The sequence below is a fragment of the Halobacillus yeomjeoni genome (genome assembly GCF_020171525.1).
GTDB lineage: Bacteria > Bacillota > Bacilli > Bacillales > Halobacillaceae > Halobacillus > Halobacillus yeomjeoni.
The window spans coordinates 393,494-407,384 of sequence record NZ_JAIVAI010000002.1 but is presented as its reverse complement, the minus strand read 5'-3'; the positions used below and the strand labels follow the sequence as shown (position 1 = coordinate 407,384).

Here is a 13,891-nt window from a genome sequence, read left to right as displayed (position 1 = left end):
TACTCACCCTTTAATTTTTTGACAGCACAAATTCAGTTTCATTGTTCTTTTCTTTCTTCAGTTGATTCATTTTAGCTAAGATGAATAACCCTTGGACGTTCAGTTTTGCCATGTTTTCAGGGAAATACAACTCGATCGGGCGTCCCCGTTCACTCCATTTGACCGCCGCTTCTTTGATCTGCCTCATGGCAATTTCGGCAGCACCTCCAACAGCGATATACTGAACAGCTCCGTTAATTTCATTCGAGCTGCTCCTGACCCGGTCGAAGTGTTCCAGGTACTTGATGGCCATTGCTTTCAGCTGAGGGATGATGTATTTGCTTATATCCTTCTTCACACCTGCAAATGGCTCTACATACCATTCAGATTGACCAGCTGCCAATTTCTCCTCAAGCTCGGATCTGGAGTTGAATTTGTAGAGTTCATTTTTACTGACTTTTTGAATGATATTATCTAAAAATTGATTGATGCCGAATTGTTCCCCTTCCACAGAGGCAACGGGCTTGTTGTTCTTGATCCCGACAAAGTCGACTGAATCCCCGCCTAAATCCCCGATGATGATTCCTTTCCGTGAGTCTTTGACCAGATCATCATTATAGACGTTCAACGTATCAGGGTCCCGAGTAAGGCTCAAGTAAGCTAGAGCCCCTTCTGCACCGATGATGACATCATCAATGTGGATTTTCACAGCAATTTCTTTAGGATCCTGGATCCCAGGTGCTTTATGGAAGATGACGGTGTGCACGCCTTTCAAGCGGTCTTTGAAAACGGATTTCTTCTCTTTATATTGGGTTGTGGGAAGGGAGACAGCTAATTGATCGATGTAATAATTGATTTCGGTTTCCGACGGGCTGGAGAGAGCTGCATGATACGCGATGATCGAATGTAGAAGGATATAAGTCCGTTCTTCATCAATTTTTTGGTTATTGAAAGCAGTGAGGCTGACATTGCGTTGTCTCATCGCTGCCTTCCCGATGTAATAGATTTCACGCCGGTCTTTGACAGACGCACTTTTCACTTCGACGATCAAGTTTTCTTCAAAGTCTATATCTTCGTCGTCATATGGTTTTTCGTAAAATTCTTCATCAAATAAAGCGATGGCATTCGGGAGTTGATATTCCACCAACTCGCCTTCGTCGGAAGCGATGACTTTATACCAGCTGTTTCCGACGTCCACAGCAAAAATGTTGTTCTTTGACATGTTGATCGACCTCCTGATGAATTAGCCTATGCAAAATGGGCGGATTTGTGTGCTGGTCCTTCTCAAACTTGATGGAAAAATGAGAAAAGGCGTTTATTATAAAAATCCGCTATTGTTCTAATACATATAACTATGCACGGCATTTCAGAACGCATAACATACAGGGAGGTTATTTCAAAGGAGGAAAAACTCATGAGTAACGAAAATAAACAATGTGTCAATTTGAATACGTCCGCCAATGTTGAACAATGCCGCGGAGTAGAAATTACTAGTCCACCGACTACAATCGGAGCTGGTGTGCCGGTAAAACTTCCAGTTGTATTGGGTAACTTTACTATTACAAGCCATTTAGTAGCGAACATTGAATTTGAACACCCTGTGTTGGAAATCAAAGATATCAAGAAGAGAGTCGTCCTCACTCAGTGCCGTCTTATGACACCGTCTTCGGATTCCGATAACGACCGTTCCACAGGACCGTTCCCTCTGTTCATCAAAGGGTTCGTAAGGAAGAATATTCAATACGCTTCTCCTACTCACAATGAAAAAGGGGAATGCATCTCTTCTGAAATGAAATCTTTGACTACAAACATTCCTTTTGAATGTATGGCTACGGTCGAATTGGCGAATGAAGTTTTATTACCGACCCGAAACACAAGAAGAGAGTTCGACTTCTTCCGTTCACAGGATCTAGGTAATGGGTTCCCTGAAAAAGATAAGTATTTATCTAGCGATCTTTCTCAGTTCCACCAGCAGAGTTCTCAACATTACAACGATCTTCCATTCTGCGAACTTGTTTCCAGTGAAATCATCGAGTGGGATGAGGCTACTGACAGACGAAGCCTTGGAGATGGTCCTGAAGATGAAGGCTACTTCCATCACGTGCTGGAGAAGATGATGTTGTCATTCCACATCAGAGTGTTGCAAAGTCAGCAAGTAAGCTTCGGAGTATTTTAAATCAGGCATAACCACCTCGGATGTATGGGGTGGTTTTATTTTAGGACATTTTTAAAGGTGAGATGATTTTCATATGAAAAAGGAGTGTTTTCTTACAAGTAGGACGAGTCATCAAGCAAGTCCTGGCGCTGGGACATCCTTAATTCAAAATATTTCTTTTCAAGAAAACCCTACACACACCAAGGGCTAACGCCCTTATGCCTCCTTGAAGACAATTATTTTAAGTAACATAGACGTTTATCCCTCATACGATGAAGTATAATTTTTGAGGGGGAAAATAAATGACTCAAAAAGATTTGCACAAGTTCGACTGCAAAGGTACAGCGAACCTTCATCATTGTGATAATACACCGGTGAAGCCGGCAGTAAGTATCGGGAAAATCATTTCTAAAGTGCCTGTCGTCCTGGCGGAATTGGATTTACAAATCAATTTGGATGAAACCATCAAGTTCCCTGAACCTGTCCTTGAAATCAAAGACATCAAGAAAAGAGTGGCTTTAACTCAATGCCGTTTGCTGCTTCCTACTCATAAGCTCTTCATCAAAGGGTTTGTGAGAAAAAATATTCAATACGCAAGCCCTGCTCATGAAATCGAGGAGAGTACACCGAAATCTGTCACTTCAGATCTGCATTCTTATACTGTTGATATTCCTTTTGAATGCGTAACGGAAATCAGAGACTTTTTATCTATGCCGGTTATGCCGCATCATAACAGCAGAGAAGAATTCGATTTTGCTGTGTCTAAATCGCTTCCGTCCGGATTCCCTGAGAAAGATGAGCTCATTTCAAGCGACCTTTCCCAATTCCATCAGGAAAGCCGTCAGTTTTACAATGAGCTGCCGTATTGTGAATTGATCTCAAGCAGTATTATTGAATGGGATGAAGCGCTCGATCGTGTACCGCTCCCGGGGCATGCGCCTTTCCATGAGGGTTACTTTACAAAAGTGGAAGAAAAAATGGTGCTTGATCTCCGTTTGAAAGTGCTGCAGGATCAGCAAATCCGTGTGGCTTCTACGACGAATGATTGTGAATATGACGATTAATTGAATTTTTATATTCATGAGGAAAGGGGGAGAGAAAGGATGTTTTTTGGAAAAACACCTTTCGAAGGATGATGAAAAAAGATAAAAACACATTCATTCAAACTCGTTGGAGCAACCGTCAATCGTCCAGCCGCGCCCCATCTGCCAAAGCCGGCAGGAATGATTCTGCAAGCTTTACAATGCCTTCTTCTATTCACCAGGAACATATTGAAAATATTGATCGAGCGGAAAAGAAGCGTGTCTATACCCCGGAGAGGTCCAGAGAAGGGGGGGGTTCTATCGTCATCCCGCCAGCACCGGATCAAACCAATCATTTCTATGACTCCAGCCATAAATATAGAGAAGAAATGATTGACGGTGCTGGTAGAAAAGATGATCAATATATAAAAAAAGATACTTTATTCGGTGAAATCCTATCTTTGTTTGAAGATCCTTCTTCTGACAGGAGTATTTATGACCGTGGGTTGGAGAATTTAGGTAGAAATAGAGAATCTTCATCCTCTTATATTGAAGAGGATGGAGAAAGCCCTGGTTTTACTGCGGGCTACGGCGGTGGTTCGGATGATTTTGGATTCTTAGCTGACATCGCCTCCTCGTTTGAGAGTACTTCATCGATAAAATATGATGGGATTAAAAGTTTTTATTCTGTACAAGGGAAAGAATATGTAGCTGGTACAGAAGGGGAAGTCGATGACAGTGAAACGATTTATGAGGAGATTTCCTCGATGTTGGAAGAATCACCATCCGCATCTCCTGACTCGTATGGAGATCCGTCACCAAGTTCCGATGCTTTTGAAGAAAGATATGAAAAGCCTTCAACTGAGAGTGGAGAAGTAGATTATTATGAAGAATCTTCTTCGATTATAGAGGAATCTTCCGCATTCTATGATGAGTCGTCACACAGTGTTGACAGCTCTCCAGAATTCTATGAGGAGTCTTCTTCATTTGTAGAAGAAACTATTGACTCCTTCGAGGAATATCAAGAGTCATCAAGTGATCGTTGTAACGCTGATACCGTATCTTCCCACAAATTCCCAGAGCTCCTTGAGGAAATCATGTGCTCATCGGAGTCTTCCTCTTATGAGGCAGCATCTTCGGATGACCCATGCTGTCCATCCAATGAACATTGTGATGAAGATGATTCTTATGAGGAATGTTGTGAAGAAAAAGAAACTTCTATAATCAAGGTTCCCGTTCTTTTAGCTCGCCTCCAAGTGGAAATCGACATTATAGAATCGTTAAGCATGGAAGGATTGTGTGAACTATCAAAGATAGAGTGGGAGGTCCTTTCCGTTCATGCGAAAACAGCAGCTCCTTCATCCAAGGTTTTTATCAGCGGGATCTTTCAAGTTGACATCGAGTATGTCAGTAAACATGGGAAAGGGTCCGTTCATACGAAAAAGTTCCCGGTCTATTGGGAAAAAGTCGTAAACGTCAATTGGAAGACGCTTCCTGATTTCCCGAAAAGCCATCATAACGAATATATATTCAAAGAGTCAGAGGGTTTCCACCTTGAACAGTTCCAAAAATACTCTCATCCAATAACAAGCGATTTGAAATCTTCGGAATTAGTTTGGAATGGCAGCGTGGAGGAGAAAGACAGCAGTGTCCACCTGCAAGGCTGCGCCGGTTTATGTATCGATCTGTTGCAGGAACAATATATAAGATGTTTAGAATAAGATAAAGACGACTCTAATCAGAGTCGTCTTTATTTCTTATTAGATACCCAATCTTCTTCTGAATTCTTGTGCAGCAGTTGATTGTGAGCCTTCGCCATTTTCCTCATCAGCACCGCCGCTGGAGCGTTGCTGTAACTGGGTAAGTTTGACCAGAAGGATGATATCCATCTTTTCTGTCACTTTTCTGAAACGTCCCCAGTTATCAAAATCGCTGACAATATCAAGCTGGTTGACAGCTGATGCCAATAGTTTGCATTGGATTGGCTCGTTATTGATTTCGAATGTCAATGATCCGAATTCGCAGCGATCCGCGCCCATACCATCATCAGCAAGCTCTCGGTATTCGAATGTGTTGCTGTTTTTCGAGCTGTAGAACCTCTCAGTTATTGGCTTTGCCAATGTAACTTTGTGATATGCTCTGAATGGAACATCGATGCTGTAATCTTTCACATTACCTGTTCCATCTTCGACGTACTGGATATTTTTGTGCACGATACCCTCAACGAATAGTTTGACAGCTAGATTGTTGTCAATAACCGGAATCGCTTTACATTGTGTCAAGCGCACGTTTTTACGGATCGTTTTAATATCCGTTGCGTGTGTAGGCAAGTGGAAGTCTGCCTCAGTCAAAGACTGAATAAAGACATCTTGAAGAACGACTGTTTTTTCTTCATCGCCGAAAGGCTGTACATAAACTTCCGTCTGTAAGCTCCTGGAGTTTTTGGCTACGTCATTCTTCGGGTGGGGAGGACATTTGTCGTGTCCACGTCCACAACCTGTATTTTTTCTCATCTATTTCACTCCTTGTGTATTTTTTGTCAAAAGCGCAGAGATTCCTTTTGACTCAATAGTAATATATGTCCAACAAGTGGCAATGGAATGGACGGGTGTCGGTACTCTAGCGGAATTCAACAGCCTATTGTTAGTTTTGTAGAAGATACTAGGACGAAAAACGATGAATACAACGGTTTAGACGAGTCAATATAGGAGCATTTGTTGGTTCCTTGTGAATGAAAGCTATATAATAGAAGAAACGAGAACGGCTGGTTATGAATGTACTCAATTTAATGAAGGGAATGATTTCATGTACGCAGGAATTCATCATGTGTCTCTGTTGGTGACTGACATTGAAAAAGCGAAGCATTTCTACGGGAGTGTCTTAGGATTTGAAGAAAGTGATGAGCGGCCGGGCTTTGATTTTCCGGGAGCCTGGTATCAAGTAGGAAACACGCAGATTCATTTGATCGTCCACGAAGAAGGGAAGACCCTCCGGGGCACGACGGCACTGGATTCACGTGACGGACATTTTGCAATTCGAGTATCTGATATAGAAAAATTCATACATAGAATGGAAGCCTATGAAGTAGAAATTTTGGATAAACCTAATAGTAAGACCGGCTGGCACCAGGTATTTATCAGTGACCCTGATGGGAATTTGATTGAATTCAACAGCTGATAAAGGTTTTTTGGGAGGATTCTGCCTTATGGCATAGAAACCTTAAAAGGTGAGCGATTAAGACAGGGGGAATGAAGCAATGTTCAAGAAAATTGCCAGTGACGCGTTAGGTCTGAGCGACATCGGCCGGATCATCAGTAAAGAAGATTTTGATAAGACCCAATCCGATGATTTCGTTTTGACGGAGGATGGAGAGAAGATTCACTTTCTGATCAAGTCGAAATCGGATGAGTATTGCTTTACGAACCGGGCGCTGATTCACCTGGACGGAGAAAAGGCGTCAAGCAGCAAATGGAATATTTACCGCTATGATTATTACCAAAACCACATCAAAGATGTATCCATTGAAACTGCAGGCACAATCGATTTGGATTTGGAAATCAAGTTCACCATGGGGAATAAAGTGTTCAGCATCGATATCGCCAAGGACGAGGGAGAAGTGATTGCTGATTTATACAAGTCTCTTCTTGCCATTTCTCACATTCAGGAAGAAAACCGTCTGCATAGTGAGTTTGCAAAAGACAGTATAGGAACGGCAACAGGACTGATCAAAGATAATCGTTTCCATGACAATGATATTTCAAATGAGTTTGAACAAATTGCAACGTTCGCGTACAAGTGGTTCGAAGAAAAGCATCAGGAGCACACACAGAAAGACTTCAAAGACGTATTTGAAAAGTATATACAAAATTAATCAAACGCTTGTTTGATAGTTTATAAAGAGAGGTTCCTATGAAAGGAGCCTCTTTTTTACTGAAGGCTCTGTTATTGCTTGGTGTTGTTATTTCACCTTGAAGCTTGTATCCCCTCGTTCTGTCTTGAAATTTGTATGAGGCGGCCTTTTAGAATGACTCCCTTTCCGTGGGGTGCCGTGAGCCTCCTCAGGCTACGCCTTCCGGGGTCTCACGATGTACCTTTATCCCACAGGAGTCTCGCCATTCTAAAAGGCCGCCTCTTCAAAGTAGGAGGGTCGGAAAGGTCATTACCAAAGTCCGGTACACTAACTACGGACTGTTTTCCCTGCCATCCCATGCTCTGAGTTAATAACAAATCGGACCCCTAATTCCAGACGGTGACGATTTAGTAATCGTTTAAAATATCAACAACAGACTTTAACAGAGCCTTACTGAAAAGGAGATTTGATAATCTCTTGAAATGGCTGAAAAAGTCTCGAATTGACAATATTTCATACTTATTATACAATTATCTTGAATTCGAGATAAATAATTGCATTCAATATAGAAATACTAACTCACGGAGGGATCGAACATGAAAAACGGACTGAAGGGTATTCACCACGTAACTGCGATTACAAGCAGTGCTGAAAAAAACTATGAATTTTTCACGTATGTGTTGGGGATGAGACTGGTCAAAAAGACGGTCAACCAGGATGACATCGAGACGTATCATTTGTTTTTCGCCGATGACAAAGGGAGTGCTGGTACCGATATGACGTTTTTTGATTTTCCGGGAATTCCGAAAGGGGCACACGGAACGAATGAAATTTCCCGGACGTCTTTCCGAGTACCAAGTGACGCAGCTCTTGAATACTGGGTGAAGCGGTTCGATCGGTTGGACGTGGATCACAGGGGTATCCAAGAACGTTTCGGTAAGCAGGTGCTTCCGTTCTTTGATTTTGACGGCCAGGCTTACGAACTGGTGTCCGATGAAAACGACCAGGGAGTCCCAGCAGGTACACCATGGCAGAAAGGACCGATTCCGCTGGAGTACGCAATTACAGGCCTTGGTCCTCTTCATGTACGCGTGGATGAAATCAAGTACTTCAAAAAAATGATGGAAGAAGTTCTTTTGTTCAAAGAAATCGACACAGAGGGAGTATTCCATTTGTTCGAAGTGGGAGAAGGAGGAAACGGAGCGCAGGTCATCGTTGAGTTCAACAACGTACTTCCACCTGCTCGTCAAGGATTTGGAACTGTCCACCATGCGGCATTCAGGGTGGAGGATCGAAATGCACTGGAAGAGTGGATCGAGCGGCTGCCGAAATTCGGATTCCGGACTTCCGGGTATGTGAACCGTCACTACTTTGAATCTCTCTATGCGAAAGTCGCTCCACAAATACTATTCGAATTCGCGACGGATGGTCCTGGTTTCATGGGGGATGAGCCTTACGAAACACTGGGAGAAATGCTTTCGCTTCCACCGATGCTTGAGCCGAAGCGGAAAGAAATCGAAGACTACGTCCGCCCGATTGATACGGTCAGAAGTACGAAAACGTTTGAAAAAGAATATGAAAACTAAAAAAAAGCCCTTCAAGAGGGCTTTTTTTCATTTATACACACACCTGCTTCGTCAAACCTTCAAATTCATTCAAGAGCTCGTCCAGTTTTTGAGAGAGTTTCAAGGCTTGTTCATAAGCATTTTCCTGTTTATAGGCTTCATACATTTGACTTCGAACCGACTCGATTTGTAATTCTAACATGTGAGATTCCAGCAAGTTGGTCCCCTCCGTTGTACTTTGGTTAGCTAACGAATACCCGAAAAATACATCTGTGAAACATATATTTACAAAAATACATGCATTTAGTATGTTATTTTAAATATTTTTTAAGAAAAAAAGGTATATTTTGCTAAAAATAGTGGGAAAAGAAGAATGGTTATGATATTTTAGAACTAAGCCATCCGTAATAGATAAAGAACATAAGAGACGAAGGTTTGTATAGGTATAGGATTAGGAGGGCGGAGAGTCTTGGTGGTGCACCAGGGCTCTTTTTTGTGTGGTGAAAAGTGTTTGAGGGTGAAAGGAAAGAGGATGGAACGCGTTCGTACTATGAACACCTCCTGCGTTGTTTTATTTCTTTATGATTATACCTAATTTTTTACAAAAAGTATACGATAATGAACACTAATTCAAAAAACGTTTCAATTTCTATCCATGGAATTACATATTTTGTCCCATAAGCGTGGATGTAGTATAGTTAGGATATGAGTGAGTATTCTGAAAATGGAGTGTTAAAGAGAGGAGAACATCGATTGACGCAGCATACTTTTTTATTTCAACCTAAGATATCTGAAGTGATGAAAAATATCAATAAAGTGATGATCGGAAAGGAAGACGCGGCCTTACTCAGTCTTGTCGCTTTGCTGGCGAGAGGGCACGTTCTACTGGAAGACGTCCCGGGGGTCGGAAAGACGATGCTTGTGAAGACTCTGGCAAAATCATTGGATTGTGATTTTAAACGGATTCAGTTCACACCCGACCTGCTTCCTTCTGATGTCACAGGTGTATCTATATATAATCCGAAAACGCTGGAATTCGAATTCCGTCCAGGTCCTATTTTAGGGAATATCGTCCTTGCAGATGAAATCAACCGGACATCTCCCAAAACGCAGTCGGCACTGCTTGAGGGGATGGAAGAAACAAGTCTGACTGTCGATGGAAATACAGTTTCTTTAAGTGATCCGTTTTTCGTTATGGCGACGCAGAACCCGATTGAATATGAAGGGACATACCCGCTGCCAGAGGCTCAGCTGGATCGTTTTTTGATTAAAATGAAGATGGGGTATCCGACAGCGAAGCAGGAGATGGAGATGCTTTCGAAGACATCTGGGAAGCATCCGATTCACGAAATCACTTCTGTTTTGACCCGTGATGAGCTCGTCGATTTACAAAAAGAAGTGGAAGATGTTTATGTCGACCGTACCATCAACCATTACATCGTCGAACTGGTGACTGGCACGAGAAATCATCAAGGAGTCTATCTCGGTGTCAGCCCTCGTGGATCGATCGCATTGATGAAGGCTGCAAAAGCTTATGCATTCATCCATGATCGTGATTATGTCGTCCCTGATGATGTCCAATACATGGCTCCTTTCGTATTATGTCACCGGATGATTCTGACATCAGAAGCCAAGTTTGAAGGGACTACACCAGAAAGTGTTGTTCAGGAGCTGTTGTCTACGACGTCAATTCCTGTCCAGAGGAATATCAGTGAATGAGACAGTCCATCAGCTTCATCGCTAAACTGATCGTCGTAAGTCTGTTGTTCGGCGTTTTATTTTCTTATGCGATGTTTCAAGGAGGCTTCGTAAGCTGGTTTCTTTTTTATGCCTTTTTACCCTTTTTACTCTATATGATCGGTGTACTCCTGTATCCGATGAACAATTGGAAAGTGGAGCGTAAGTTGTCCAAAAGAGTAGCCACAGCAGGAGAAACGGTCGATGTCGAGGTCACGCTTACACGACGTTATCCGTTTCCTATTCACTATTGTGTCATAGAAGAATTCTTTCCCGACTCTCTGCAGAGACAGGATACACACGTGGAAAAATTCCGATATATGAATGACCCCGAGTCCGGACGGTATATAAGGAAAGTGAAGCGGGTCGTTTTTCCTTGGTTCAAAACGAAAATCCGCTATCGATTTTCTGTGGATAAGCTTCCACGCGGAGAACATATCCTCCAGGCTGTGCGGGTGAAAACTGGAGACTTTTTCGGCTTTGTCAAAAAAGAACATGTGTATCATCATGACACGTCCCTGCTCGTTTTTCCTTATCAGCGTCCTGTTCATCTGCACGAGCGTGTGTACAGTTTTGAACAGGGATCGAGTCCTTCTTTCAAACTGAATGAAAAAAATACGAATATCGTCACAGGGGTACGTGAGTATATGCCTGGGGACCGGTTTGCCTGGGTCGACTGGAAAACGACAGCACGTAAAAATGAAATGATGACCAAAGAGTTCGAGCAGGAAAAAAGTGTCGACATGTTGATCATCTTGAATGCTGTATATGATCCGGTTATGAGCCCGCTCAGCTTTGAGGGAGCGGTGGAGTTCAGTGCGTCGCTGCTTGATGAACTTCATCAAACATCGTCTCAGTTAGGATTCTTGACTCTGGGGGATCAGCGCAGTTATTTTCCTTTTCAAAAAGATTACTCCCATAAACAAAGAATTCAAGGGCAGCTGGCTAAAATCCGCCCCATCGGCCGGACACCCTTTGCCCAGCAACTGGACAGAGAGCGCACTCAGCTGCCGTCAGGGATCATTTCAATGGTTGTCAGTCATCAGTTGAACTCGGACATCCATCAATCGCTGTTGAAACTGGCGAAGAAATGCCGGAGGTTGATATTTTTCTATATCCGGCCGCAAGAGCAGATGTCGTTTCAGGATCATCAGCTGATCAAACAGCTTAAGAATCATGGAATACTTGTCAATGTCCTTTCAGAAGAACAGCTGACGCAGCGAGAATTTGAGGTGAATACATGATGGATGGACACAACCAAGGGAGGATGACGTTCATCTACCGTTTCGTCATCTACGCCATCGGTTTTCTTTTGTTTTGTGAGTGGCTGAGACCGCTGGAAACCGTTACCGAGACCGAAGATGTATCTGTATTTTATATCTACGGTGCCTTTTGTTTCTTCATCTCTTTCCTTCAGGTTCAATGGTGGCTGTCCATGCCTTTGAAGCTGATCGGAATGGCCTTCATCATTGATGGCTTGTATATCGGAGAGCGGATTTTCAGTATGGAATGGATGACGATCGTCTATGAGCAGATCCTTTTCAACGCCGAGGTGATTCAGACGAGGGAATGGTGGCAGATGACGCCGTTGTTCAGAAGTCTGTTGTTCTTGATTCTGCTCTGGCTGATGAGTTATCTGCTTTATTATTGGTTCGTCATCGCAAAGCGCATGTTTTTATTCGTCGTCATGACGATCGTCTATGTCACCGTCCTTGATACGTTTACGGTGTATGACGGTCAGTGGGCGATTGTACGTACGTTTGTGTTAGCGATGCTCGCACTCGGCTTATCAAGTTTCTTAAAGGAAATGGACAAAGAGTCCATCTCTGTCTCGAATTTCAGAAAAGCGCATATATGGGTGCTTCCACTCGTCCTGATCACTTTGTTCTCGACCATCGCTGGTTACGCCTCACCCAAACTGGATCCGCAATGGCCGGATCCTGTACCTTACATTGAAAGTGCAGCGGGAGGAGCAGGAGCTGGTCCAGGCGGCGGTGGAGCGATTCAAAAAGTCGGTTACGGTGAAAACGACAGCCGGCTGGGCGGATCGTTCGTCCAGGACGACACCCCTGTTTTCAAAGCACTTGCGGATGGACGAAGGTATTGGAGGATCGAATCGAAAGACACCTATACCGGAAAAGGGTGGGAAGATACCCTTGCACAGCCGGTCAATGACGTAGGCAATGTGGAGTATAAAACCTTCACAGACCAAGTGGAAACAGAAGAGAAGTCTTCGTTCATCCGTATGGAACGAGGGGCTTCATTCAATAAGCTTGTCTATCCTTATGGTTTATCTTCGTTGAATGAAGAGATCATTCCACCTGGCTATCGTTTCCGGGTCCATGAAAATACAGGGGAAATCGATACGGTCAAAGGGGATTCGCCTGGGCGTCTCGGGGAGTATGTCGTTCGCTATGATTTTCCTTCTTTTGAATACCAGCAGCTCCGCGCGGCGGACTCCGAAGATCCTGAGGAAATTCAGGGAAAGTACTTGCAGCTTCCGGACAGCCTGCCGAACAGGGTGAAGAATCTCGCTGGGCAAATCATGAAAGATAAAGAGAACCGGTACGATCGTGCAAAAGCGGTCGAAACCTATTTTTCTGCCAATGGGTTCGAATACACGACCGATAATGTCCCGGTTCCAAAGAAGAATCAGGATTATGTCGATCAGTTTTTGTTCGAGACGCAATATGGGTATTGTGATAATTACTCCACTTCAATGGTCGTCATGCTGCGCTCGCAGGGGATTCCTGCGCGCTGGGTAAAAGGATTTACAGGTGGAGAAAAAATCGATACGACAGCAAATGGCGACGGGGATATACAAAACCTTTATCAAGTGACAAGTTCGAATGCCCATTCCTGGGTCGAAGTGTATTTCCCGGACATCGGCTGGGTTCCATTCGAGCCTACCCAAGGGTTTACGAACAATGCTGATTTTTACAGTGATATCAATGATGAAGACGAAGATGGAGCAGCCACTGAAGAGGATGATTCCACAACGGATTCAGAGATCGGTAATCCACAGCAAGTCGAAGACAGTGCATCAAACGGATCCGATGCTGCGCTCGGAAGTGCTTCAGACCGCAGCTATGCATGGGTGTGGTGGACGTTGGCAGGAGCCGCAGCCGCAGGCCTCGTTCTGTATTTCACCCGGTACCGTTGGATGACCGCCTGGTTGATTTGGCGGTACCGCAGAAATAAAGATGAAAAGACTTATGAAAAAGCCTACACGTACTTGTTGACGGTGCTCAACCACAAAGGTATCAAGCGGAATCCCGATCAAACGCTCAGAGAGTATGCCCGGATGGTCGACACTCATTTCCAGACCAATGAAATGAGGCGTTTGACGAATTCCTATGAGCGGACCTTGTACCGAAATGAAGATCAAAGCAAAGAATGGGGTAAGGTTACTGAATTATGGGAAAATTTAATTAAAAAAGCATTGTCTTGATTCCTGCACATACGGTTGATAGAATGGATGACAATCAAATGCATTCTTCCTTCGTATATCCTCGAGAATCGGCTCGAGAGTCTCTACCGGGGCACCGTAAATGCCCTGACTATGAAGGTGGGAATCACGAGA

At 43.6% G+C, this 13,891-nt stretch carries 12 protein-coding genes and 1 riboswitch; of the genes, 9 read left to right on the top strand and 3 right to left on the bottom strand.

Features of this window, described 5'->3' with window-relative positions:
• Window positions 1-10: 10 nt before the first annotated feature.
• Window positions 11-1,201, bottom strand: a complete 1,191-nt coding sequence (locus LCL89_RS10175) for a ParM/StbA family protein (RefSeq protein WP_224810008.1) — start codon at window positions 1,199-1,201, stop codon at window positions 11-13.
• Between the two features lie 132 nt (window positions 1,202-1,333).
• Between LCL89_RS10175 and LCL89_RS10170 the strand changes: the two genes are divergently transcribed.
• From LCL89_RS10170 to LCL89_RS10160, 3 genes are all read left to right on the top strand, one after another.
• Complete coding sequence (locus LCL89_RS10170) at window positions 1,334-2,155, top strand: CsxC family protein (protein WP_449768876.1); 822 nt, start codon at window positions 1,334-1,336, stop codon at window positions 2,153-2,155.
• Window positions 2,156-2,436: 281 nt separating this feature from the next.
• Complete coding sequence (locus tag LCL89_RS10165; protein WP_224810006.1) at window positions 2,437-3,198, top strand: CsxC family protein; 762 nt, start codon at window positions 2,437-2,439, stop codon at window positions 3,196-3,198.
• Window positions 3,199-3,269: 71 nt separating this feature from the next.
• Complete coding sequence (locus LCL89_RS10160; RefSeq protein WP_224810005.1) at window positions 3,270-4,877, top strand: hypothetical protein; 1,608 nt, start codon at window positions 3,270-3,272, stop codon at window positions 4,875-4,877.
• A gap of 39 nt (window positions 4,878-4,916) precedes the next feature.
• Here the strand turns inward: LCL89_RS10160 and LCL89_RS10155 are convergent, their stop codons facing one another.
• Entirely contained in the window at window positions 4,917-5,669 is a 753-nt protein-coding gene (locus LCL89_RS10155) for a CsxC family protein (protein ID WP_224810004.1), read from the bottom strand.
• Window positions 5,670-5,883: 214 nt separating this feature from the next.
• Between LCL89_RS10155 and LCL89_RS10150 the strand changes: the two genes are divergently transcribed.
• The 3 genes from LCL89_RS10150 (at window position 5,884) to LCL89_RS10140 (ending at window position 8,592) form a co-directional block, all read left to right on the top strand.
• Entirely contained in the window at window positions 5,884-6,333 is a 450-nt protein-coding gene (locus tag LCL89_RS10150) for a VOC family protein (RefSeq protein WP_318245618.1), read from the top strand.
• A gap of 79 nt (window positions 6,334-6,412) precedes the next feature.
• Window positions 6,413-7,027: a PH domain-containing protein gene (locus tag LCL89_RS10145; RefSeq protein ID WP_224810003.1), complete on the top strand. Its 615-nt coding sequence runs from the start codon at window positions 6,413-6,415 to the stop codon at window positions 7,025-7,027.
• Window positions 7,028-7,602: 575 nt separating this feature from the next.
• Window positions 7,603-8,592 carry a ring-cleaving dioxygenase gene (locus LCL89_RS10140; protein WP_224810002.1) on the top strand — a complete coding sequence of 330 codons (990 nt, stop codon included), beginning with the start codon at window positions 7,603-7,605 and terminating at the stop codon, window positions 8,590-8,592.
• A 31-nt stretch (window positions 8,593-8,623) separates the two neighbouring features.
• Here LCL89_RS10140 and LCL89_RS10135 read toward each other — a convergent pair whose 3' ends face one another.
• Window positions 8,624-8,773 (bottom strand): aspartyl-phosphate phosphatase Spo0E family protein, encoded by a 150-nt coding sequence (locus LCL89_RS10135; protein ID WP_224810001.1) that lies wholly within the window; start codon window positions 8,771-8,773, stop codon window positions 8,624-8,626.
• Between the two features lie 551 nt (window positions 8,774-9,324).
• Between LCL89_RS10135 and LCL89_RS10130 the strand changes: the two genes are divergently transcribed.
• Genes LCL89_RS10130 through LCL89_RS10120 form a run of 3 tightly spaced genes read left to right on the top strand, consistent with a single transcriptional unit; the run spans window position 9,325 to window position 13,759 of the window.
• Window positions 9,325-10,290, top strand: a complete 966-nt coding sequence (locus tag LCL89_RS10130; protein ID WP_242057594.1) for an AAA family ATPase — start codon at window positions 9,325-9,327, stop codon at window positions 10,288-10,290.
• The gene (locus tag LCL89_RS10125) at window positions 10,287-11,552 is read left to right on the top strand and encodes a DUF58 domain-containing protein (protein ID WP_224810000.1); all 1,266 of its coding nucleotides are present in this window, start codon (window positions 10,287-10,289) and stop codon (window positions 11,550-11,552) included. Before LCL89_RS10130 ends, LCL89_RS10125 begins: the two co-directional genes overlap by 4 nt.
• On the top strand, window positions 11,552-13,759 hold the full coding sequence (locus LCL89_RS10120; protein WP_224809999.1) for a DUF4129 domain-containing transglutaminase family protein: 2,208 nt from the start codon (window positions 11,552-11,554) through the stop codon (window positions 13,757-13,759). The genes LCL89_RS10125 and LCL89_RS10120 overlap by 1 nt, the downstream gene beginning before the upstream one ends.
• A gap of 31 nt (window positions 13,760-13,790) precedes the next feature.
• A riboswitch (purine riboswitch) is annotated at window positions 13,791-13,891 on the top strand.

What these genes read in the sequence shown, in the direction of transcription:
- LCL89_RS10175 (WP_224810008.1), bottom strand. Translation starts at nt 1,201, where the DNA reads ATGTCAAAGAACAACATTTTTGCTGTGGACGTCGGAAACAGCTGGTAT.
- LCL89_RS10170 (WP_449768876.1), top strand. Translation starts at nt 1,334, where the DNA reads ATGCACGGCATTTCAGAACGCATAACATACAGGGAGGTTATTTCAAAG.
- LCL89_RS10165 (WP_224810006.1), top strand. Translation starts at nt 2,437, where the DNA reads ATGACTCAAAAAGATTTGCACAAGTTCGACTGCAAAGGTACAGCGAAC.
- LCL89_RS10160 (WP_224810005.1), top strand. Translation starts at nt 3,270, where the DNA reads ATGAAAAAAGATAAAAACACATTCATTCAAACTCGTTGGAGCAACCGT.
- LCL89_RS10155 (WP_224810004.1), bottom strand. Translation starts at nt 5,669, where the DNA reads ATGAGAAAAAATACAGGTTGTGGACGTGGACACGACAAATGTCCTCCC.
- LCL89_RS10145 (WP_224810003.1), top strand. Translation starts at nt 6,413, where the DNA reads ATGTTCAAGAAAATTGCCAGTGACGCGTTAGGTCTGAGCGACATCGGC.
- LCL89_RS10140 (WP_224810002.1), top strand. Translation starts at nt 7,603, where the DNA reads ATGAAAAACGGACTGAAGGGTATTCACCACGTAACTGCGATTACAAGC.
- LCL89_RS10135 (WP_224810001.1), bottom strand. Translation starts at nt 8,773, where the DNA reads ATGTTAGAATTACAAATCGAGTCGGTTCGAAGTCAAATGTATGAAGCC.
- LCL89_RS10125 (WP_224810000.1), top strand. Translation starts at nt 10,287, where the DNA reads ATGAGACAGTCCATCAGCTTCATCGCTAAACTGATCGTCGTAAGTCTG.
- LCL89_RS10120 (WP_224809999.1), top strand. Translation starts at nt 11,552, where the DNA reads ATGGATGGACACAACCAAGGGAGGATGACGTTCATCTACCGTTTCGTC.